Origin of the sequence: Roseivirga thermotolerans, assembly GCF_014653175.1 — a bacterium.
GTDB classification, from domain to species: Bacteria; Bacteroidota; Bacteroidia; order Cytophagales; family Cyclobacteriaceae; genus Roseivirga; species Roseivirga thermotolerans.
In genome coordinates this window covers 401,151-422,577 of sequence record NZ_BNAG01000001.1, presented here as the reverse complement: position 1 = coordinate 422,577, position 21,427 = coordinate 401,151, and the positions used below count along the sequence as shown (strand labels likewise).

Here is a 21,427-nt window from a genome sequence, read left to right as displayed (position 1 = left end):
CTTGCTAGGTTACCCGGCCCAGCCTTCTCTGTCGAGGCTGCGGTATTGAATGGCTTCTGCCAAATGTTCAATACCAATGCTTTCTTTTCCGTCAAGGTCGGCAATAGTGCGGCTCACTTTCAATATTCTGTCATAAGCTCTTGCCGAAAGGCCTAGTCTTTCCATAGCTGTTTTGAGCAGGGTTTTTCCGGCCTCATTAATTTGGCAGACTTCTTTAACCATCTGGCTGCCCATCATGGCATTGGAGTGAATACCCAGGGTTTTGAACCGCTCACGTTGTATGTCTCTGGCGGCAATCACACGTTGTCGAATTTCTTCGCTACTTTCTGATTTCCGATTTTGGGTCATCTGATCGAAAGAGACAGGAGTTACTTCAACATGGAGATCTATGCGATCCAGTAAGGGGCCGCTTACTTTATTGAGGTAGCGCTGTACCTGGCCAGAACCACAAACACACTCTTTTTCCGGATGGTTATAGTAGCCACAAGGGCAAGGGTTCATACTGGCTATGAGCATGAAATTGGCAGGAAAGTCAACTGACAGCTTGGCCCGGCTAATGGTTACTCTTCGCTCTTCCAAGGGCTGACGCATTACTTCCAAAACCGTACGTTTAAACTCAGGAAGTTCGTCCAGAAATAGCACCCCGTTGTGTGCCAACGATATTTCTCCTGGCTGAGGTACTCCACCGCCACCCACCAGAGCCACATCAGAAACCGTATGGTGAGGGCTTCTGAAAGGGCGTTGAGTGATTAGCTGAGCATTCGATCCTAACTTTCCGGCCACGCTATGGATTTTGGTGGTTTCCAGTGCCTCTTGAAGATTTAAGGGAGGTAGAATGGAAGGCAATCGCTTGGCAAGCATGGTTTTACCAGCTCCCGGAGGGCCAATCATTATTACATTATGACCCCCGGCAGCGGCAATTTCCAAGGCTCTCTTTATGTTTTCTTGCCCCTGCACATGAGCAAAGTCTGCTTCATAGTCGTTAAGCTGATTAAAAAAGTGCTCGCGTGTGTCGTAAATAATGGGGGCTATGGGCCGCGATCCGTCCAGAAACTCTATGGCTTCTACAAGATTGTGGACACCTATCACATCCAAGTTATTAACTATAGCTGCTTCGTTGGCGTTTTCTTGAGGAAGAATAAAGCCCTTAAAGCCATGTTTACGTGCCTCAATGGCTATAGGAAGGGCTCCTTTGATGGGGCGTAGAGTACCATCGAGGGCGAGTTCTCCCATAACCACATACTTTTCCAGATCATCGGCTACAATTTGTCCTGACGATTTAAGGACCCCTAGGGCTATGGGTAAATCGTAAGACGAGCCTTCTTTACGAATGTCGGCAGGAGCCATGTTTACCACCACCTTTTTGCGAGGCATGCGGTAGTCAAAGTATTTAAATACGGATTCTATACGGTGTTCACTTTCTTTAACCGCACTATCTGGTAAACCCGATAAAAAGAATTTAGTGCCATCAACTATATTAACTTCGATGGTAATGATTTGCGCATCGACCCCGAAAACGGCACTTCCATATCCTTTAGATAACTCCAACGGTGTGTTTTTCTATTAACTGAATGATTATGTGTATTACCTTAATGTGTACTTCTTGTATTCTATCGGCATAGCCAAAATGCGGAACCCGTATTTCCACATCGGCCAGTTCAGCCAGTTCGCCTCCATTTTTGCCTGTTAGGGCTACAATTTTCATTTTCTTTTGTTTGGCCATGGCGGCAGCCCGTAAAATATTATTGGAGTTGCCGCTGGTGCTTATGGCTAAGAGTACATCGCCCGGTTTGCCCAGGCCTTCTATATAGCGCGAGAAAATTGCGTCATAGCCAAAATCATTAGAAACGCATGATATGTGGCTGGGGTCTGAAATGGCAATGGCCGGAAGGGCCTTGCGGTCTTCCCGATACCGTCCGGTAAGCTCTTCGGCAAAATGCATGGCATCGCAGTGAGAGCCTCCGTTTCCACAGCTAAATATTTTTCCTTCTTCCAATATAGCATCGGCCATGAGTTGTGCGGCCGTTTCTATAGCCTCAATGTTGGTTGAGTTAGAAAGAAACTGGTCCAGCACTTTGGCGGCTTCCTTTAACTCATTAACAATAAGTTCCTGATTCTCCATTTCGTGTAAGGTTCTCTAATATAGTTTAATTGGCCAATAATAAGCCAATAAATGCTTGAATTAATCTAAACTGACTGCATGTTGATCAGCTTATGATAAATGCCCTTTAAAGCAATAAGTTCCTGATGGGTTCCTTGTTCTACAATACGGCCTTTATCCATTACCACTATTTTATCGGCATGTTGAATGGTGCTTAACCTGTGAGCAATTACCAAAGACGTTCGGTTTTTCATGAGGTTGGTTAGTGCCTCTTGTACCAGCTTTTCCGATTCAGTATCGAGTGCTGAAGTAGCTTCGTCCAAAATTAGAATGGGCGGATTTTTCATAATGGCCCGGGCAATGCTAATGCGTTGCCTTTGGCCTCCTGAAAGCTTACCACCTCGTTCACCAATGCTGGTTTGGTAACCTTCGTCCAATTCCGTAATGAATTGATGGGCATTGGCAATTTTAGCGGCCTGCACAATATCTTCTTCGCGAGCATTGGGCTTGGCAAAAGCTATGTTTTTGGCCACTGAGTCGTTGAAGAGTATAGACTCCTGGGTAACAATACCCATTAGGTCTCTCAGCGAGTTAATATTTATTTCACTTACCGGCACACCATCTATGGTAATTTGCCCATCGGTTGGGTCGTAGAACCGCGGTACCAAATCGGCTAGCGTAGATTTTCCGGCTCCAGAAGAGCCCACCAGTGCCACAGTTTCCCCTTTTTTAATGGTTAGGTTGATGTTCTTAAGTACGGGCTCCTTTTCATAGGTGAAGCTCACATTGTCAAACCTGATTTCCTGGTTGAAGCTGTTGAGGATTTTGGCTTGCGGATGGTTCTGAATTTTTGGTTTTTCATCGATAAGCCTAAAAATCCTTTCTGCCGAAGCAAGGCCTCTTTGAATATTGCTTATGCTTTGAGAAATGCTTTTGGCCGGGTTAAGAATTTGGCTAAAGACTATAATATAGGTAAGGAGTTGCTCTGGCTCAAGATCGCTTTTTTCACTGAGCACGAGGTTACCGCCTACTACCAGCAAAGTAGCTACTACAATAATGCCCAAAAACTGTGATATGGGAGAGGCCAATTCGTTTTTGCGCGCCATAGACATGCTAATGCGCTTGTATTGGTGGGTTTCTTTATTAAAAAGGTCATTCACATAAGCCTTGGCATTAAAGGCTTTGATAACCCGCATGCCTCCAAAAACCTCATCCATTAGATTCACAATTCGGGCCAGAGACTCCTGGCTCATAATGGCTTTCTTTTTGAGTTTTTTTACTATTTCTGAGATCACAAAACCCATTACCGGAAAAAAGACCAGTGTGAACAGAGTAAGCTTTACAGAGGTGACAAATAAGAAGATGAGATAGACGATAATGGTGGCTGGCTCTCTAAAAAATACTTTAATGGAGCTCACCAGAGTGACTTCAATTTCCTGCACATCGTTGGTCATGCGCGACATTATGTCTCCCTTTCGTTCACCGGCAAAAAAGCCCATGTGCAAACCGGAAGTGTTCAGAAATACCTTGTCTCTAATTTTTTGGATGACCTCTGCCCTGAGGTAGCCCATAATTACATTGGAAAGGTATGTGAAGAGGTTGGACAGAAAAGCAGAGATGCCAATAACAATACTCACATAAATGAGCATACTACTTTTACCATAAGCTTCTCTCACTTCCAGAAGCTTATGGTAGAAAAGGCTTTTAACATAATTTATGCTTACCTCAAACTCTCCGACCGTTGCCAAAGCCTGCATTGCTTCTGCCCCTTTGGTATCGAAGATTACAATAAACAGCGGCTCCAGAAGAGCCAGGTTAGTAAGACTGAAAATAATAGCCAAAAGAGCCAGTACCACATACTGCGGAAAGTACCGATGGTAGGGTTTGGCAAATGAAATAATGCGTCCGTATGTACTCATGCGCTAATTGGCGGGCAAGTTAGGCAATAAATGACATTCTCAGAACTCATGTTCTCTTTGAGGCAGGTTCCAGCGCAAAGAAAGCAAGCTTATGAAGCTATTGGATGAGCGCGAGGCCAGGTCGCTGGTCTTGTTGCGGTAAATGGTTTTTAAGTCAACAAATACATTATGCAATAGCATGTAGCTTCCGGTGAGGTCTATGTAGGTTTGGTTAGTACCAATACCCTGGCCAATACGAATGTTGTTGTTTCCAATACGATCGTCCGTGTCGGCCAATACGTTTCCTCCATAGTTCATGCCATTTCCGTCTTCGCCATATTGGCTGTAAATGAGTTTTCCACTCACGTACAACCGGGGCAGGGGTTGATATCTACCCGCCAAAATAATCTCCTTAAAATTGGCTCCCAGGGGGTGTGCCAATGGGTTGCGATAGTTCGAGTAGCTGAGTGCCGGGCGCTCGTAGGCGTAGAAATAAGGGCGAGCTACGTTGTACTCTGCTTGCAGGTCCAGGTTACTAATGTTGAACGCATCGATGTATTTAGCTCCCAACTGAATACCAAATTTGTTTCGCCAGCTACCATCGCCAGAACGTAGTTCACTGATTACAAATTCATCGAGAATGAACTGCCCATAGAGTTGATATTGCCCCTTTAGGTTCAGTTTAAAATCCAGACCTACCAAAGAGTTGTCAGGGCTACCTTGCTGTTGTTCTATATAGCGATAAAAAATTACCGGATTGAAGTAGTTAATATTGGCACTGTCGGCCATAATAGTTTCAAACACACCAATCTCCAGGTTGGGCAATAGGTTTACATCGAGCCTGTGTGAAGCCATGAATTTTTTTGGGTAGCTACCGTCTCCGGGGTTTGCGTTGGCAAAAACAATATCTTCTGTGAGTTCAGCGAAAAGGTTGGTGTACCTAACAGGCCCCAGGCGGGTTGTTATTTTACCAAAGAGGAAAGGGCTAGAAAAATCGGACAATACCATAGACCGTATGCCATTGCCGATAAACTGTTTGTCGTAGCCGGCCTGCAAGTGAATACTCTTAGTCAGGTTAAAGTTGAGGTATCCTCTACCATGAAAAAAATCCCAGGTTCGGGTATTGCCTTCTCCATCTTTCCAAAAACCCTCGTTGGGAAAAGCCCTATTCCCCCTTATATAATCGTAGACATAGTCCGGAAAGCGGGCCTGGGTTGTAGTGAGCATGGTGTAAAAGCTTAGCCGCCCGTCAATATCGCCCTGTACCTCAATACCACGAGTGTTTGTAAAGAGTGTCTGGTCTTCTTCAGAATCCTTGCCCAGGCTAAAGGTAAGAGCGGGGTTAATACGAAGAGTAAAGTCCTGACTCTTTAATACATACAGGTCGGATTTTCGTTCATAGGCCAGGTTCCACCAATGCTTATCGTTTTCATTGTATTCAGATGCCGTAAGGCTCCAGTTGTCGTTCATTAAAAATTCGTAGTTGAACCGGTCTTGCAAAGACATTTCTTCCACATTTGGGCTAATGTTTTTTAGAAATGTGGCCAGTTCTGCTCTGCGAATGGGCTTAAAGCTTGTTTGCAACAGATTGCCCTTTTCAGCATACTTAATTTGAAACCGGTCAATCAGGTGGTAGTAATCGCGGTTGTAGGGAATATAATTGTTCTGAGCCCAAAGGGTGGTGCCCAAAAAAAGGAACAGTGCTGAAAGAAGAGTTTTTTTCATATCGTATAATCGATGCGAAGTTAGGTGTATAGCCAATCGAAACAGCACAAAAATGGTAATTCGTCCACTATTCTGGCCTGCGACTGCTATTCAACCTAAATATAAGATATATACCAAAGCGGAGTGCTTTGAATGAATAAAGCTCTCAATTAAGGCTGTGTTTCAAGAAGCGCTCTTTCTTTTTCCAGAATTTGGATCAGAAGATCTACCTCTCTTCGGTGAGTTCGGAACGAGAGAATGGAAGCTCTGAGATAAACATGGCCCTTCAGGCTAGTTGAGGAAACAAAAATACGACCGTCTTTGTGAATGGCCTTCACCAGAGCAGTGTTACAGGCATTGGCATTTTGCTCATTGGGAACATGCCTGAAAATGACGGTGGTAAGGGTTGGATAAGGACCTACCTCAAAACCGAGGTCTTTTAGCCGAGCGTGAAGGTAACGTGCCAAATCCAGCTTTTCTTCAAGGCAGCTACGAAAAGGGGCTGTACCATGCAGCTTTAGGGGTAGCCACATTCGCATACCTCTAAAGTGCTTGCTCAATTCTGGTGAGAGTTCTGCCGGAGAAGTTTCTTCATGATAATCCTTGGTGTCTTGCATGTAATTGGCCTCGTAGCGGTTGGCTTGAGCAAGGTGTCGCTGTTCTTTAACCAATACAATTCCAGAACCATATGGAAGGAATAGTCCTTTATGTGGGTCGAGAATAACCGAATCGGCTTTTTCTATACCCTTCATAATTTGCCTGCCGTAGTCGGTGAGCATAAAGAAGCCACCATAAGCCGCATCTACATGAAACCACAGGCTGTATTTGCGAGCTATGTGGGCAATATCGTCTAGTGGGTCTACGGTACCAATATCGGTGGAACCGGCATTGGCAATAATTAAAAATGGCTTCAGCCCGTTGGTTATATCTTCTTGAATTTGTGCCTCAAGAGCCTGAGGTACCATTTTATATTGGAGATCTTGCTCAACAAAGCGAAGTACACATTCCTCTAAGCCGCAAAGTCTAATGGCTTTTTGCAGGCTGTGATGAGCCTGCTGGGTGGTGTAAATAACCGACTGATCTACCTGTCGGCTTTTAATGTTTTGAGCCTCTCGGGCGGTAGAAACGGCAATAAGGTTGGCCATGCTTCCGCCAGAAGTCAGGTTACCTGCAAAGCTGTCCGTATAGCCAATTAATCTTGCAGCCCAGCGAATTAGGGCGTTTTCCATGCGCACAGCTCCGGGCGATGCAAAAAATACTCCCGCATAGCGGTTGGTTACTGCCGCCAGATAATCTCCCAAGGCCGATTCGTAAATACCTCCCCCCGGAATGTAACCCATATGGCCCCCGGAGGCAGTGTTAATACCGGGAACATCGAGGCGTTGAGCCAAAAAAGGCAAAATATCTTCTATAGAATATCTGGCCTGATCTATTTCAAAGAAGTCGTCCGTTCCCTTACGCTCGTGAGCAGAGTGCTCGTAGGCCTTACGTTCTTGAAGCGTGTTTAGAAAAACCTCTCCATAATTGACTATGGCACTCAATAGTTCTGACCTGCTTGTAGAATCAGTCTCCAGCAGGTGAAGTGAGGGTTGGGCTTCTATGTCAAAAGTGTCAGTCCGACCGTGCTCCATGGGTGAGTTGGTGCTATTTCTTAATTCTTATTTTCCCTTTCATGATGACATGAAGAGTGCAAAAGTAGTCTTCATCGCCTTTTACAACTGTTTTCCAGCTTTCATCTTTTTTAAGAATCCCGGAAGTCCACCGCTTAGCTTTCTCTTCAGTAACATCGTGTTGAACATAATCTCTGTTAATAAAGGTAACAGTATCTCCTTTATTAACCTCAATATAATCAGGTATGAATTTGAGTTGCTTTATTTCAACGGTATGATTTTGAGGAGTTTGTCCCTTTTTTAGGGAGGCCTGTGGCCAAAGGCTACAATAGCTAATTAAGGCAATAGCTGCCAGGCTGAACAAAGTTTTCATGCAAATATGAGTTTATGATTAAGAAAGAAAAGAGGGGCTCTCAGCTATGATAAGCGGACGCGGTTCGTTGACACTTTTCTCAATGAACAACTACTTGATGAGTAGTTGGTTGGGAGCTGAACCGGGTCTTGGAAATCAATGGGCTGAGAAGCCCCAGCAGTTAGTAGTGGGTCTTAAATAGACTTTTGTACCATTTCGGCATGCTTCAAGTGCCCCTCAAGGGCAGGAACTATGCCCTCAAGAAAAGAGCGAAGCTCATCGTTGCTTGCCTGAGCGGCTAGTAGGTTTTTGAGGGCATCAATAACAATTTTGTGATAGGCCACTTCATTATCGATGTAGGCTTTGTCGAAGGCTTTTCCGCTTTTGGTCATCAGCATTTCGCGGGTTTGTTTGGCTCCTTCAAGCAGAGACTGGCTTACTGCATTGTCTTGAGGGCTTACCCCTAATCGAGTAACCAGCTTTTCGGCCTGTTCAATGAAGGCCTTATGGTCTCGAACCATAGTTTCAGCAAAGTTCACTATGGCTTTATTTCTGGATCTGGATTTGGCTATTTCTGCATAGCTAATGTCAATTTGGTTAGCCACAACACCCACATGGGCTATTTCAGTGTCGTTTAGCTTTGGTGTTTCCTGTGCCTTCAGGCCAAAACCAATGCAGAGAAAAATGGCTATGGCCAGCAGTCTTGTTTGTGATCTGAGAAGTGTTTTCATAATGGTCTGTTCTGTTATTATAAGTGACCATTGGATACAGAAAGTAGGTTTTGGTTACAGCATTGAATGGCAAAAGTGTTGGATGGCCGACTTTGTGCAGCTGTAATACAGCGTGGCCTTAAAGCCAAAAGGGGTCGGAGTTATTTTCCTGAAATCCGGTTTCTTGATGGCTTAGTTCAAGCGATTGCAATTGCTCTGTGCTAACGGTGCGTTGTATTTCTTCAAAGAGCACTCGTTCTTCAAATCGAATGTGTTGTTCAAGTTCTTCTTCTATACGGCTAAGGTTTCTTGTAAGGTCTTCCTTTTGCGAAAATAGCCGATTGAGCCTTCGGTGTTCGGTCAGAGCCTTTCTTACAAGCTCGTGTTCATTGCCCAGTAGTGGGAAAACGAATTGCTCTTCCTGATGAAAATGAGTGAACAGGTAATTTTCATAAAACCAGTCTACGTAGGCCTTTATTCGACAAGGGTCTACTCCGGTGCCAAGACCTTTTCTAATCTTCCAACAGAGCAATAGCCCTTGATGATGCTCCCGGCTAAGGGGCTGTAGGGCCTGGGTTCGCTTCAATGGTTTTCTTTTCATTCAATAGGTTCGTTGAGTACTCTCCTGAGTAAAAGGCGTTCTTGAGTGGTTTTGTTTAAAGAGTGTTATAGCATATATAAATAGAGAGGCCACTTTTACAAACTCCGCTCCCACGTAGTAAAAGTGTATGTTAGAGCGTGGTGGGGTAATTCCTTGTATGTACATCTCTGCCCGGGCATCGAGGGTAGGAAGCATCCATAGGCTTTGGACAATGAGAATAATAATGGCTAGCAGATACAAAAGGGTGCTCGCTTTCATGAATTTGCGCCCTGACAGGAGCGGGAAAAGTAGCGAAAGAGCAAATACCCACTCCACTTTGTTGAGGGCGCCAAATACCAGACGTCCTATACCAAGACCCAATGGCAGCGTAATTCCCGGTGCCCTAAACTTGAGCCAGGCCTCCATAAAGCTGATGGCACAGACAAAACCAATCCACAGAAAGACTGATGCTACCGAAACGGGTGATTGTACTTTGCTACTCATAGCAAGGGTTTTGAGTTTCTCGTTTGATAGTAATCTATTTTCACCACAAACATCTCGGCCATTTTTTGAGCGCGCCATTTGGCCTCTTCGGCTTTGCTTCCTTCAAAATTCTCGTCAATGGTTTTGTAAAATAATTGGAGCCACCGGGTAAAATGTGGTTCACCAATGGGCAAACGCATATGTGGAGCAAATGGGCTGCCGTGGTAAGTATGTTCTTGCAACAGCACAGTTTGCCAGAAAGTATACATCCGTTCTAAATGTTGAGGCCAGCGGTCTTCAATCTGCCGGTTGAAAATGGGCCCAAGAAGCGTGTCTTTACGCACTTTCTCATAGAAGCTATCTACCAGTAGCTGAATATCTATGAGGCTGATGATGGTTCTCATGGAGTCAGATATTGATGAATTAGGCCTTTGCCGTTTGCGGTTTCAGTTAGTTGATAATAAGTCATATGTAATCATATTTTAGATATTAAGACCTTTATATCTTTTATTGAATTAAATTTTATCGTTTCAAAAATGTAAGTCCGGTTTCCAGGCTGGTGGCTAACTCCAGGAGGCGTGTTTCTTGCAACATAGTTTTAAGGTCATTTCTAATGGCCGTAAACTTGTGGTGTACAGGGCAGGGTTTTTGAGCATTACAAGCCTTTAGGCCCAAGCCACAGCCTTTGTAAATGTTGTCGCCATCTATGGCATTAACAATCTCGCTGAGCCGCATGCTATCAATGTCTTCTCTCGCTATTTCGAAGCCACCATGTGGGCCTTTTACCGAACGAACTACCTGCGCTTTGGCGAGTTGCTGAAGGATTTTGGCCGTGAAAGCTTCTGGTGAATCTATCTCGTGAGTTATGGCCTTAAGGCTTGCTCTTTGACCGTTTAGCGACTTTTGAGCAATGTATAGAGTTGCCCTTATTCCGTATTCACATGCTTTTGAAAACATTCGCGACTTACTTTTAGCCCAAATGTAATGGCTGTTTTTATTTAAGACAATTTTGTCCGAAATTATTTTCATTTGATTTGTCATTTCGGGATTAGTGAGTGTTGGAGGTAAGAAGGCTGTCTCAATGCATACAATTCTTACATAGATTATCGGAATTGTTGGCAGAACTGTAAAACCGGAAACATGCTATCCATAATTTGTGACTAAAGCAGAACCATGCCTTCCGGTGCACGAAACAGCCTTCGGAACCTACCACTTAGAGAGAGTATTTTAGGTAGCCTGTTGTTTCGTTTGTTCAAGGGTTTGAGTTAGTTGGCCCAGGCAAAGTGCTGCAATGGCCATCACTATATCGCGCACGGCCACATCTATATAATGCCCTGAAAAAATGAGGCTCAAAGCAATAAGTGTTAGCCAGGCGGCTACCACATAGCTGCCAATTTCGGTTTTGGTAAGTACCACCAAGCCTGCAACTATCTCTATTACACCCACAACAACCATAAAAGTGGAGGCACTCACAGGCAGTATATCGGCTAGTCCTCCCGACACATATTGGGTCCAGTCGGTCAGTATGTTTACAAACTTGTCGGCTCCGGCAGCTATGGGCACCAGTCCAAAGGTGTATTTGAGCCATTGTTGAATCTTTACAAAGGAGTTCAAATTTTGATGGGTTGTCATTTCAATTTTGTTTGAAGTTTCCTTTTAGATGAAAAAGGAACTAATCCGTTACAAAATTTTGTAACCAAGTTGTACTGCCGGCATCTAATGGCCGAAAACAACCCAAAAGAGCCATGAGAGCTATATCCTTTTCTCGACAGACCACCGCAAAGCTGACGGACACGGAAGTAATAGGGAGAATACTTAGCGGAGAAAAAGAATTGTTTGAGATACTCATGCGCAGGTACAATCAGACTCTTTATCGGGTGGTAAGAGGCTATATAGTCTCCGAAAGTGAGGTGGAAGACATTATGCAGGAAGCTTACCTGAAGGCCTACCTAAAACTCGATGAATTTAGAGGAAACTCAGCTTTTTCTACCTGGCTAATCAGAATTGGAATGAATGAAGCGCTTCAAAAACTCAGAAAAAGGAAGCAGGCCATGTTTATGGAGGCTGCTGGTACTACAGATCATACCCACAAAATAGTTGCCCCTGAACCCGGCCCTGAAAAGAAGGTAATTGGAGGAGAAACCAGGGCTATTTTAGAACAAACAATAGACAGATTGCCGGAGAAGTATCGGCTGGTGTTTATTTTACATGAACTGGAGGGAACTCCCAGGCAAGAAATTGCTCGTTTGCTCGATTTGAGCGACAGTAATGTGAAGGTGCGTTTGCACCGTGCTAAAAAAATGCTCAAAGACGACCTACTCAAACAGTCTATGACTAGCGCGGTTTTTGAATTTGGCAATAGCCGTTGCGACCGGGTAGTATCGGCCGTAATGAATAAAATTTAAGACCTTTGAGCCCAAAACCCCGGGCCTTGTTGTAAGACTATCAGGGCTTTGTTTTAAAAAGTTGTAAATAACTGCCTGATTATTAAATTGAAAAGTTTGTGAAATAAATGGCAAGTCGCTACATTTGCAGTCCTTTTTGAGGGAGATATAATTTTGAAGCCATGAAGAAAGACATTCATCCTGATTATAACACCGTTGTATTTTACGATACATCTAGTGAGCACAAGTTTTTGACTAAGTCTACAATGACCTCTAGTGAAACCATTGAGTGGGAAGATGGTAACACTTACCCAGTTATTAAAGTGGAAGTTTCTTCTGCTTCGCACCCTTTCTACACCGGTAAGAAGCTATTTGTTGATACTGCAGGACGTGTTGAGAAATTCAACAAGCGTTACAAAAAGTAGTCGGCTAAAAATACATAAAGCATTATTTGGAGTCTCCATTTTTTCAGATGGAGACTTTTTTATTTTTGTGCATGGACATTGCGCTTTTCGATTCACCCGAAATAAGAACCCAATTACTTCCCTTTACCTTTACTCGCCCGGTGGCCGAAATAAGGGTAGGAATTTTAACCCTTGCCGACAAGTGGCGAGTGCAAGGCTTTACTTGCAGCTACTCAACACTGCCGTACCTGGGCGCTAAATTTGCGCAAGCCTCCTCTGCTGTGCAGGTAAACGGTGCTTTATGTGCCAACAAGGCCCTTATTGAAGCCATAAGTGCCCTGCAGCCCGGTGAAGAATTGGTGGCAAATAAACAAGTATTGGCCAGAAACGGAGACGGAGGCCGCCCGGTAGAATTTGAAGGAGAGTTCACTCTCATCGATCGTACCTGGAAAATCTTTGCAGAAAACCGAAATGAAATAATTGCCGATTTCGAGCTACTCACTTCGGGCCGCAACTCCGAGCCGGTGACCGATCCGCACACCATAGTCTATAACCCTCCGAACCTGTTCATCGAAAAAGGAGCTTCCATAAAAGCGGCTATTATCAATGCTGAAAATGGGCCGGTATATATTGGTAAGAATGCACAAGTGCACGAGGGGGCCATTATTAGCGGAGCTTTTGCCCTTTGTGAAGGGTCTCACGTAAATATGGGGGCCAAAATAAAAGGCGACTCTACCATTGGCCCATATTCTAAGGTAGGCGGAGAGGTGAGCAACTCAGTAATCTTTGGCTACAGCAACAAGGGGCACGATGGCTTTTTGGGCAATTCTGTTATTGGTGAGTGGTGCAACCTTGGGGCAGATACCAACACCTCCAATCTTAAGAACAATTACGCAAAGGTGCGGCTTTGGAATTATGGTTCCGGCCGGTTCGATGATACAGGGCTCCAATTCTGTGGTTTAATGATGGCCGACCATGCCAAGTGCGGAATCAACACCATGTTTAATACCGGCACAGTGGTTGGTGTTGGAGCCAATGTTTTTGGTGCGGGGTTCCCCAAAAATTTCATTCCTTCATTTTCATGGGGCGGAACCGGAGGTTTAGTTACCTTCAGACTCAATAAATTTGCCGAGGTGGCCGAAGCTGCCATGCAAAGACGCGGCAAAACCTACGATGCCACTGAGCAGGCCATTATTGCTCACGTTTTTGAAGAAACAGCACCATATAGAACCTGGGATAAATCATGAGGTTTCAAGACATACCCGGCTTAAAGCATACTAAACAACAGCTCATTGAGGCAGTTCAGGGCAACCACGTGGCACATGCCCAGTTATTTGTAGGGGCCGAAGGTTCTGCCAATTTAGCCATGGCACTTGCCTTCACCACCTATGTCAACTGCGAAAACTCTGGGGCCGAAGACGCCTGCGGTAACTGCCCCTCATGCATAAAAAATAGTAAATACATTCACCCCGATGTAAACTTTGTATTCCCTTCGGCAGCCACACCAAAACTGAAAAGAGAAGATGCTACAAGCGAAAAGTTTCTGGTAGAGTGGAGGGCCTTTTTGCAGCAAAATCCCTACGGCAATGTGAGTGACTGGAGCAATCACTTTGGTTGGGAAAACAAGCTGCTCATGATTCCCCGACAGGAAAGCCGCAATATAGTCAGGGCCCTATCCTTAAAGTCATTTGAGGGAAAGTACAAAGTAATGATCATTTGGTTGCCCGAACTAATGAACGTGAATGCCGCCAACGGTATTCTGAAAATACTGGAAGAACCCCCTGAAAATACGCTTTTCCTTCTCGTCTCTAACGATGCCAACAAGCTCTTAACCACCATACTTTCCAGGGCTCAGCAGCTACGTATTCCTGCCTTTGACGATGAGGATATAAAGCAGGTATTAGCTCAAAAAACAGACCTTTCGGAAGAGGAGATTGCCCAATTGGCTTACAGAGCCGAAGGCAATATGCGCAAGGCCCTCCTGGAGATTGGCGGAACCGGCAATGAAGTGGCCGATTACTTTAAAGACTGGATGCGCCAGTGTTTTTCATACAACTTTGAGTCGCTCATACAGTTGGCCGATGATTTTCAGAAAAAAGGCAAGGAATTTCAGGTGGGCCTTTTTGCGGTGGCCAGTCGCTTTATGCGCGAAACGCTCCTTAAAGGGGTTAGCGCAGAGGCCATTTCCAGATTGCCCGAAACCGAGCGCGGCTTTGTAGAAAAGTTTTCGGCTGTATTTGTACCCCCGAAAATAGCCATACTAAGCCCTAAGCTCGATGAAGCGCAGTATCATGTGGAGCGAAATGCCAATCCGAAAATTCTCTTCCTTGATTTATCGCTTTCCATTGCCCAAATTGCGAGAGCCAAAAATCTTTAAATGTTCAAACGTTCGGTGACCATTGGCCGTGTCGATAAGATCGATTTACCCGATTTTGGCCTGTTTGATGTAGACGCCAAGGTTGATACCGGAGCCTACACATCGGCCATTAACTGTTCTAAGGTGAAGGTGAAAACCATTAATGGAGAAAAAGTTCTCACCTTTAATATTCAGGGTAACAGGCTTCAGGAAAAGAGAGCAAGAACATTTTCAACCACCAATTTTAAGAAGAAGAAGATCAGAAGCTCCAATGGCACCATGGAAGAGCGCTTTGTAGTAACTACCCTGGTAGAGCTTTTTGGCCATAAAATACAAACCGAGTTTTCCCTTTCGGACCGAAGTAAAATGAAGTATCCAGTGCTTTTGGGCCGAAAACTACTGAGAATGGGGTTTGTTGTAGATGTAAGAAAAAAGAATCTTTCGTACCAAAAGAAATACAAAAATGAAGATAGCAGTACTCTCAAGAAATAGCCACCTGTATTCCACACGCAGGCTGGTGGAGGCTATCAAAGCAAAAGGGCATGAGGCCAGGGTTATTGACCACCTCAAGTGCGACCTTACCATTGAACCCACAGGTCCAAAAGTACACTATATGGGTGAGGTTCTGGACGATATTGATGCCGTAATACCCCGAATTGGGGCTTCTGTAACCTTTTACGGTACTGCTGTTGTTCGTCAGTTCGAAATGATGGGAGTTTTCAGTACCACCTACTCCCAGTCCATTGTTCGCTCTCGCGATAAGCTAAGAAGCTTACAGTTGCTCAGTGGAGCAGGTTTGCCCATGCCTCGTACCGCTTTTACCAACTACTCCAAAGAAGAACGCAGCCTTGTAGATCATGTAGGCGGAGCACCTGTGATTATTAAACTTCTGGAAGGAACCCAGGGGCTGGGTGTAGTTTTGGCCGAAACCCGAAAAGCTGCTCAGTCGGTTATAGAAGCTTTCCACGGACTTAAAGCACGTATTATTGTGCAAGAATTTATTAAAGAGGCCAAGGCCTCAGACCTACGCGTTTTCGTAGTCGATGGTAAGGTAGTAGGAGCCATGAAGCGCACAGGTCAGGAAGGTGAATTTAGGAGCAACTTGCACCGGGGTGGCAAAGCCGAGGTGGTGAAACTTAGCCGTTTAGAAAAATCGGTAGCTGTAAAAGCCGCCAATGCCATGGGGCTTTCCGTAGCCGGAGTAGATATTTTACAGTCGAGCCGCGGACCACTTATTTTGGAAGTCAACAGTTCTCCCGGCCTCGAAGGTATAGAAAGAGCAACCGGTGTAGACATTGCCGAGCAAATAGTGGCTTACATCGAAAGAAACCAACCCAAAAAGAAAGGCACCATTTCTAAACTCAAGGCCTGATGAAAATTAAGATAGGAACGAGGGGAAGCAGACTGGCACTTTGGCAGGCCTACCACGTGGAAGAAAAACTTCAGGCTGCAGGGCTCGAAACAGAAATAGTGACCATTGAAACCAAAGGCGATAAAATACTCGATGTTTCCATTGCCAAGATTGGCAGCAAGGGGGTGTTCACTGAAGAGATTGAAGAGCAATTGGCCGATGGCCGAATCGATATAGCCGTTCATAGTGCTAAAGACATGCAATCAAAGCTCCCGTCAGGTTTTGAACTCATTGCCTTTATGGAGCGAGAAGAAGTGAACGATGTGATCATTAGTCACAAGCCCTCAGTTGATCTGAGTAGTCCGGGGTTGGTTTTGGGAACCTCCAGCACAAGGAGAGTAGCCACTCTTCGTCATTTTTACCCGGGCATCGAAACGGTGGCCGTTCGAGGAAATTTACAAACGAGAATCCGAAAGATGGAAGAAGGTGCCTGCGATGCCCTTTTGTTGGCCTATGCAGGAGTGCATCGGATGGGGTATGACGATAAAATAAAGCACAAGCTATCGGTCAATGAGTTTATTCCCGCGGTGGGTCAGGGTAGTGTTGCCATAGAAATTCACAGTACCCTGTCTGCCGAAAAACGCGCCAAGGTAAGGGAGGTGCTCAACCACCCAGACACAGAAACTTGCCTATTGGCCGAAAGAGCTTATTTAAAAACCATGGACGGAGGGTGTAGCATACCGGTTTACGGATACGCAACCTTGGAGAATAATTCCCTGAAAATGTCCGGAGGCATAATCAGCCTCGATGGCCAAAAGAGAATTGTGAAACAACACCAAACACACGCTTCTACTCCCGAGAGGCTAGGTTCCGAACTTGCCAATGAAGTATTATCTTCGGGAGGGAAAGCCATTTTAGAGGAGATTAAACGAACAATGAACCATGATTAGACAGAAGATTTTTTTAGCCGTAGTGGCCGTTTTTCTATTGACAATGGCCTGCGATTCTTCAGGAGAAAAGTCGGGCAGTGAAACTACCAAAGCCGCAGACCTTTCAGGCAATGACTACCTGGTGACTATTAAAACCAATTTTGGCGAAATGAAGGCTGTTTTGTATGACAAAACACCCAAGCACAAAGAAAACTTTATTAAGCTCGCACAAGAAAAATTCTACGATAGCCTCTTATTTCACCGGGTTATTCAGGGCTTCATGATTCAGTGTGGAGACCCCGAATCGAAAAATGCGGCTCCCGACCAGAATTTGGGAAGTGGCGGCCCCGGCTATACTATTCCGGCCGAATTTGTTCCTCAGTTTTTTCACAAGAAGGGAGCCCTTTCTGCCGCCAGGCAACCCGATTTTGTGAACCCCGAAAAAGCCTCCAGCGGAAGCCAGTTCTTTGTGGTTCAGGGACAAGTGCTAGACGATGCCTCTCTCGGGCAATTTAGCGGCCCCAACTTGCAAGCCATTGGCAGCGCAGCTCAATACTTGCGTTCTGCCTTACCCGATCACGACCTGAACAGAGAGTATCAGCAGGCCTATGAGCAAGGAGGAGACGCTGAGTTGAAAAAGAAGCTATTGGCCACCATAGACCAACTCGAAGAAGCCACCGGCCGAAAACTCAATAGACCTGAAATGTCTGAAGAACAGAAGAGAGCCTACAAAACCATTGGAGGTACGCCTTTTCTGGATGGAGACTATACCGTGTTTGGCGAGGTAATTTCCGGTTTAGACATAATCGACTCCATTGCGGGGGTTCAAACCAAGCCCGGAGACCGACCGGTAGATGACGTTCGGATGTACGTATCGGTGGAAGAAATGCCCAAGAAAGAAATTGCAGAAAAGTATGGCTATGACTACAGCAACCAACAATAAAACAAGTATTAAAGCTTTTTGGGCAAGTCTGTTGCTTTTGAGCGTTCTGGCGTGCTCCCCCAAAGAAGTAGATGAACTGGTGGTTATTTCTACACCATATGGCGATATGACGGCCGTGTTGTACGATGATACCCCCATTCACAAGCAAAACTTTCTGAAGCTGGCTAAGAACGGTCAGTACGACTCCGTGATTTTTCACAGGGTTATTGAAAACTTCATGATTCAAACAGGTGATGTTTCGACCGGAGTAGCAGGTGAATCGGTAGACTATTCACTCGAGGCTGAATTTCTTCCTGAAAAATATATTCACCGAAAAGGTGCTTTGGCGGCTGCCCGAACAGGCGATGCCGTAAACCCTGAGAAAAAATCGAGCGGCTCTCAGTTTTACATTGTAGATGGCGAAATATTCGATGAAGAAGGGTTGAAAGCCCGGGCAGAGCGAAGGCAGGAGCTTAAGCTCAGTGGGTTGTTTGCGCGAATGCTACGCTCGGAACGTTTTCCGGAACTAACGGAAAAGGTGGAGTATCACAGAGGTTTGAGCGAAACCGATTCTACCTATGATTTTGGACTGGCCTATAAGCGACTAATCTTCAATTCTATCGATGTAATTGAGAAGGAATTTGGCGACCAGACTGACCCGGGTTATCCGGCCTGGGCCAAAGAAGTGTATGCTACCGAAGGAGGGGCTCCTCACCTTGACGGACAATATACCGTGTTTGGTCAGGTGGTAGAAGGGTTGGAAGTGATTGATAAAATTGCTGCTACCAAAACCAATTTGCGCGATAAGCCGCTGGAAGATATTCGCATGCATGTGAAAGTAATAACACTACCCAAGAGGGAGGTTACCAAAAAATACGGCATAGAATATCCACAAAAAGATTAAATCATGAAAATACTCATCACCGGTTCCAATGGGTTGCTAGGTCAAAAACTCGTAAAACTGATACTCGACCGTGGAGAAGATGAGCTTATTGCGACTGCTCGCGGGGCCAATCGGCTTCCCTATGCACAAGATGACTACCAGTTTGATGTAATGGATATAACTAACCGTGAGCAAGTACGGGAAGTTGTAGCCAGGCACCGCCCCGAGGTAGTTATTCACACGGCCGCCATGACCAACGTAGACCAATGTGAACTGGAAAAAGAGGCTTGCTGGGATCAGAATGTAAATGCTGTAAAATATCTAATTGAAGCTTGCGCAGATAACAATGCCTTTTTACTACACCTGTCGACCGACTTTATCTTTGATGGTGAAAATGGACCCTATGATGAGGAGGCTGTGCCCAATCCGGTGAGCTACTATGGCGAAAGTAAACTGGCAGCCGAAAAATTATTGGAGAACTCTACCATTGACTATGCTATTGCCCGAACCGTTTTAGTGTATGGTATTGCCCACGATATGAGCCGTAGCAATATTATTCTATGGGTAAAAAAGAGCCTGGAAGAAGGCAAGGAGATTAAGGTGGTAGATGACCAATTGCGGAGCCCTACACTTGCAGAGGACTTAGCGATGGGCTGCTATCTTATTGCCAAAAAGAAAGCTTCCGGAATATTCAACATTTGTGGAAAAGATCTGCTCAATCCTTATGAAATGGCCGTAAAAACAGCACAGTTTTTTAACCTCGATATGCGTACTATGCAGCGTGCCGATGCCAGCAGCTTCAGTCAAACAGCCAAAAGGCCCCCAAAAACCGGGCTGCTCATAGAAAAGGCCCGCACCGTGCTTGGGTACGAGCCTCATTCTTTCGATGAAGGGATTGCCATTGTGGCCGATCAAATCAAGAATTAAAACATTTCGTTGTCAGGCCGAATTTGTTTCAGCATCTTCTTAGTAGACCCTGAAATGCATTCAGGGTTAACGTCAATTTTCGTTTTTAACGTTCTCTTTCTTATCGGCACTGAGCGCAATTTTTAAAAAAACTAAAAATCCCCCCAGGGTAATCGAAAGGCATATAATCATTCCTATTATTGCTTCTCCACTCATTTTTTCACGAATTTTCTGTAAAACCATCCATTAAACACCACAGCAATAAGCAGGGCTATTCCCCATTGCGTAACTATGGTTGCATTGCTAAATCTGTCGAACAAGTTCCAGTTGCCTTCGGCATCAAACCACGGGTATTCGCTGTAGCCCTGATCCATCCACCAATAAACCAGAAAGAGGCCAGCTATAAAGTTGAAGTAGATCATGCCAGCAAAGTATAGCTTAGATACCTTGAAGTCGGAATTCTGATCGATGAAGTCTTTCTTGAACTTCATGGGGCCATATCTGATAATGAGGAAGGATATAAAAATGCCACTCACCAAAAGGCCAACGCCCCAAACCCAATCCTGATTCTCGAAGAAGTCGAGCCACCAGGCCGAAGGGAATCCAACAATAAAACATGCCGCACCAGCAATAATGGCCGCTTTCTTTTTGGGTATTTCGTAGTCGGTCAGGTTTTTTATAATCAGTTGCATCATTGGCAAAATGGAACTGAAAGCGGCCATAGCAAAGGCCCCAAAGAATATCCATGAAAGGAATGGGCCTCCTGGCATTTGGGCAAACAGCTGTGGTAAGATGGTAAATACCAAAGCTGTATTTCCACCATGTAAGAAATCAATGGCTTCAGTAGGCGTAGCTGCCATGGCAAAAACGGCCGGCAAAATGGCCATAGCTGCCAAAAGAGCGGCTGTGTTGTTGCCAAAAGCACCTAAGAAGGTGTTCAAGGTTACATCTTCTTTCTGTCTCGAGAAAGAGCCAATGGTAATCATCAGACCCCAGCCGGCTCCGGTACTCCAGGCCGAGTCGGTAATGGCTTCAATCCAAATGATTGGATCTTTAAACTTCTCTACATCAATGGTAAAGAGGTATTCCAGGCCTTGCACTCCACCTGGCATTTGAATGGCAAAGGCAGCAACCACCAGCAAAAGAATAAATAAGGTTGGTATTAATATTTTATTGGTTCTTTCGAGCCCTTTCTTAATGCCTTTGCCCAAAACCCAAATGGCTATAGTAATGGTGAGCATATAGCATAAAACTGCCTCCCAGCTGGAGTTGGAAAGACTTGCCCAGAAGTTGTCCATAAAGTTTACGCTGGGGTCGGCAAACTTTTCGTTCATAGCGCCCGATCCAAAGAGGTAGTCTACCAGGTTTTGTGTATTGAGCAAAAAGTAACGCAACGACCAGCCTGTAACCACCGAATAGTAAAAGGCAATACCTACTGTTACCAGGGTAACGAAGGTGCCCATCCAATTGAATTTTTTTCCGCTTAAAGAACCCAGCGACCCTAGTGTTCCTTTTCGGTAGTGCTTACCAATGGCCAGTTCGGCCATCAGCAAGGGAATAGACCATATCACCAGGAAAAACATCCATAAAATAATGAAGGTACCCCCATGTTCTCCGGCTATTCTTGGAAACCGCCAGAGGTTTCCGGCACCAATAGCCATACCCAGGGCGGCTAGAATTATTCCCCACCGGTTACTAAATTCTTCTCTTTTTTCTGCCATATATAATTGACTGTTAGTATTTGCGATTGTTCAGTTTTGATTCTTATGAAGCCGGACAAACTAATTTTTTTAAGCAGAAACTCAAGTTTTAATTGAATCGGTGTCATAATGTGCAACCGTTTGCAGTCGTCTT

The 21,427-nt window shown here is 45.0% G+C and carries 23 protein-coding genes; 10 read left to right on the top strand and 13 right to left on the bottom strand.

The genetic code is table 11. The features are described from left to right. Positions 1-9 precede the first annotated feature (9 nt). The 12 genes from IE164_RS01930 to IE164_RS01875 form a co-directional block, all read right to left on the bottom strand. Positions 10-1,548, bottom strand: a complete 1,539-nt coding sequence (locus IE164_RS01930) for a YifB family Mg chelatase-like AAA ATPase (RefSeq protein WP_189628496.1) — start codon at positions 1,546-1,548, stop codon at positions 10-12. Next, a complete protein-coding gene (lpcA, locus tag IE164_RS01925; protein ID WP_189628495.1) occupies positions 1,535-2,122 on the bottom strand; it encodes a D-sedoheptulose 7-phosphate isomerase in 588 nt (195 codons plus the stop codon). Before lpcA ends, IE164_RS01930 begins: the two co-directional genes overlap by 14 nt. 65 nt (positions 2,123-2,187) lie before the next feature. Beyond that, complete coding sequence (locus tag IE164_RS01920; protein WP_189628494.1) at positions 2,188-4,020, bottom strand: ABC transporter ATP-binding protein; 1,833 nt, start codon at positions 4,018-4,020, stop codon at positions 2,188-2,190. Between the two features lie 39 nt (positions 4,021-4,059). Next, positions 4,060-5,724: a capsule assembly Wzi family protein gene (locus tag IE164_RS01915; RefSeq protein WP_189628493.1), complete on the bottom strand. Its 1,665-nt coding sequence runs from the start codon at positions 5,722-5,724 to the stop codon at positions 4,060-4,062. A 149-nt stretch (positions 5,725-5,873) separates the two neighbouring features. After that, complete coding sequence (locus IE164_RS01910) at positions 5,874-7,334, bottom strand: pyridoxal phosphate-dependent decarboxylase family protein (RefSeq protein WP_189628492.1); 1,461 nt, start codon at positions 7,332-7,334, stop codon at positions 5,874-5,876. A gap of 13 nt (positions 7,335-7,347) precedes the next feature. Beyond that, positions 7,348-7,686 (bottom strand): plastocyanin/azurin family copper-binding protein, encoded by a 339-nt coding sequence (locus tag IE164_RS01905; RefSeq protein WP_189628491.1) that lies wholly within the window; start codon positions 7,684-7,686, stop codon positions 7,348-7,350. Between the two features lie 173 nt (positions 7,687-7,859). Next, positions 7,860-8,396 (bottom strand): DUF4142 domain-containing protein, encoded by a 537-nt coding sequence (locus tag IE164_RS01900; RefSeq protein ID WP_189628490.1) that lies wholly within the window; start codon positions 8,394-8,396, stop codon positions 7,860-7,862. Positions 8,397-8,514: 118 nt separating this feature from the next. Next, entirely contained in the window at positions 8,515-8,976 is a 462-nt protein-coding gene (locus IE164_RS01895; RefSeq protein ID WP_189628489.1) for a hemerythrin domain-containing protein, read from the bottom strand. Further along, entirely contained in the window at positions 8,977-9,459 is a 483-nt protein-coding gene (locus IE164_RS01890) for a hypothetical protein (protein ID WP_189628488.1), read from the bottom strand. Beyond that, on the bottom strand, positions 9,456-9,842 hold the full coding sequence (locus IE164_RS01885) for a group III truncated hemoglobin (protein ID WP_189628487.1): 387 nt from the start codon (positions 9,840-9,842) through the stop codon (positions 9,456-9,458). Before IE164_RS01885 ends, IE164_RS01890 begins: the two co-directional genes overlap by 4 nt. Before the next feature lie 118 nt (positions 9,843-9,960). Then, complete coding sequence (locus tag IE164_RS01880; protein WP_308440954.1) at positions 9,961-10,467, bottom strand: RrF2 family transcriptional regulator; 507 nt, start codon at positions 10,465-10,467, stop codon at positions 9,961-9,963. A gap of 198 nt (positions 10,468-10,665) precedes the next feature. After that, positions 10,666-11,070, bottom strand: a complete 405-nt coding sequence (locus IE164_RS01875; RefSeq protein WP_189628486.1) for a hypothetical protein — start codon at positions 11,068-11,070, stop codon at positions 10,666-10,668. A gap of 113 nt (positions 11,071-11,183) precedes the next feature. Between IE164_RS01875 and IE164_RS01870 the strand changes: the two genes are divergently transcribed. From IE164_RS01870 to IE164_RS01825, 10 genes are all read left to right on the top strand, one after another. Further along, positions 11,184-11,843 (top strand): RNA polymerase sigma factor, encoded by a 660-nt coding sequence (locus IE164_RS01870; protein WP_189628485.1) that lies wholly within the window; start codon positions 11,184-11,186, stop codon positions 11,841-11,843. A gap of 161 nt (positions 11,844-12,004) precedes the next feature. Further along, the gene (locus IE164_RS01865) at positions 12,005-12,247 is read left to right on the top strand and encodes a type B 50S ribosomal protein L31 (protein ID WP_189628484.1); all 243 of its coding nucleotides are present in this window, start codon (positions 12,005-12,007) and stop codon (positions 12,245-12,247) included. Positions 12,248-12,318: 71 nt separating this feature from the next. Next, complete coding sequence (locus IE164_RS01860; protein WP_189628483.1) at positions 12,319-13,473, top strand: GlmU family protein; 1,155 nt, start codon at positions 12,319-12,321, stop codon at positions 13,471-13,473. Continuing rightward, complete coding sequence (locus tag IE164_RS01855; protein WP_189628482.1) at positions 13,470-14,603, top strand: DNA polymerase III subunit; 1,134 nt, start codon at positions 13,470-13,472, stop codon at positions 14,601-14,603. The genes IE164_RS01860 and IE164_RS01855 overlap by 4 nt, the downstream gene beginning before the upstream one ends. Beyond that, a complete protein-coding gene (locus tag IE164_RS01850; protein ID WP_189628481.1) occupies positions 14,604-15,074 on the top strand; it encodes an ATP-dependent zinc protease family protein in 471 nt (156 codons plus the stop codon). Beyond that, entirely contained in the window at positions 15,046-15,954 is a 909-nt protein-coding gene (gene rimK, locus IE164_RS01845) for a 30S ribosomal protein S6--L-glutamate ligase (RefSeq protein ID WP_189628480.1), read from the top strand. Before IE164_RS01850 ends, rimK begins: the two co-directional genes overlap by 29 nt. Further along, complete coding sequence (hemC, locus tag IE164_RS01840) at positions 15,954-16,883, top strand: hydroxymethylbilane synthase (RefSeq protein WP_189628479.1); 930 nt, start codon at positions 15,954-15,956, stop codon at positions 16,881-16,883. Before rimK ends, hemC begins: the two co-directional genes overlap by 1 nt. Next, a complete protein-coding gene (locus IE164_RS01835) occupies positions 16,876-17,805 on the top strand; it encodes a peptidylprolyl isomerase (protein ID WP_308440953.1) in 930 nt (309 codons plus the stop codon). Before hemC ends, IE164_RS01835 begins: the two co-directional genes overlap by 8 nt. Then, positions 17,783-18,688: a peptidylprolyl isomerase gene (locus tag IE164_RS01830; RefSeq protein ID WP_189628478.1), complete on the top strand. Its 906-nt coding sequence runs from the start codon at positions 17,783-17,785 to the stop codon at positions 18,686-18,688. The genes IE164_RS01835 and IE164_RS01830 overlap by 23 nt, the downstream gene beginning before the upstream one ends. A gap of 3 nt (positions 18,689-18,691) precedes the next feature. Then, entirely contained in the window at positions 18,692-19,594 is a 903-nt protein-coding gene (locus IE164_RS01825; protein WP_189628477.1) for an SDR family oxidoreductase, read from the top strand. A 191-nt stretch (positions 19,595-19,785) separates the two neighbouring features. Here the strand turns inward: IE164_RS01825 and IE164_RS01820 are convergent, their stop codons facing one another. Then, the gene (locus IE164_RS01820; RefSeq protein WP_189628476.1) at positions 19,786-21,294 is read right to left on the bottom strand and encodes a sodium-dependent transporter; all 1,509 of its coding nucleotides are present in this window, start codon (positions 21,292-21,294) and stop codon (positions 19,786-19,788) included. Positions 21,295-21,427: the final 133 nt, after the last annotated feature.